Annotated in this window: 1 protein-coding gene; it reads right to left on the reverse strand. The window is 31.7% G+C overall.

Annotated elements, in window-relative coordinates; translation table 11 throughout:
• Positions 1–74: 74 nt before the first annotated feature.
• A partial coding sequence (locus KA858_RS09020; protein WP_210135493.1) for an IS3 family transposase occupies positions 75–832 on the reverse strand: 758 nt, incomplete at its 5' end.

The following is an 832-nucleotide window of genomic DNA, read 5'->3' on the forward strand; positions in this document are numbered from 1 at the left end:
TTGTTTAATTAATAAAAGACGTGTCTTAATGGCACTGAACCCCTTAAATGGGAACTTAATAAAAATACTATACTCTAGGCTGCTAATTCTCTGTATTTTACAGGGGATAAGTAGCCTAGTTTTTGTTGAATTCGATTATTATTATAGTTTTTTATGTACTTTTCGACAATATCTATTACAATGTGATTAGGGCTATTAAGCTCATTGTTGATGTAGAAAGTTTCAGACTTTAGTGAGGAATGGAAACTTTCTATCGGGGCGTTATCGGCAGGTGTTCCCTTTCGGGACATACTTCTGATAATGCCTTTTTCTTCGCATAATTGATAATAAGCATAGGATGTATAAACACTACCTTGATCACTATGTAATATACAACCCTCAGGTATATCGATCTGATTTAATGTATCATTAACTAAACTTTGGTCTTGTTTATCATCTATTTTATACGCTACAATTTCTCCATTATAAATATCCATTATCGAAGATAAATACAACATAGAATGACCAAATGGTAAATAAGTAATATCGGTTGTTAATACTTCCATGGGACGACTCGCTTTAAATTGTCTTTGTAATAAATTGTCTGTTTTATAATATGGTTTACCTATTCTTGTCGTCTTTTTAGGTCTAACTCGGCAGTTCAATTGATGTTCCTGCATAATTCTCTGTACTCTCTTATGATTAATTGGTGATGTATAACACTGATTAATCAAAGCTGTAATCTTGCGATAACCGTATGTATAGTGATTAGCTTCACATAATTCAATGACTTTTTGTGTTACGGTATCATTTTTATAGGTTTTGTTTTTCCATCGGTAATATGTTGATTTAG

The organism is Staphylococcus sp. GDX8P80P (genome assembly GCF_017893095.1).
Lineage (GTDB): Bacteria > Bacillota > Bacilli > Staphylococcales > Staphylococcaceae > Staphylococcus > Staphylococcus borealis.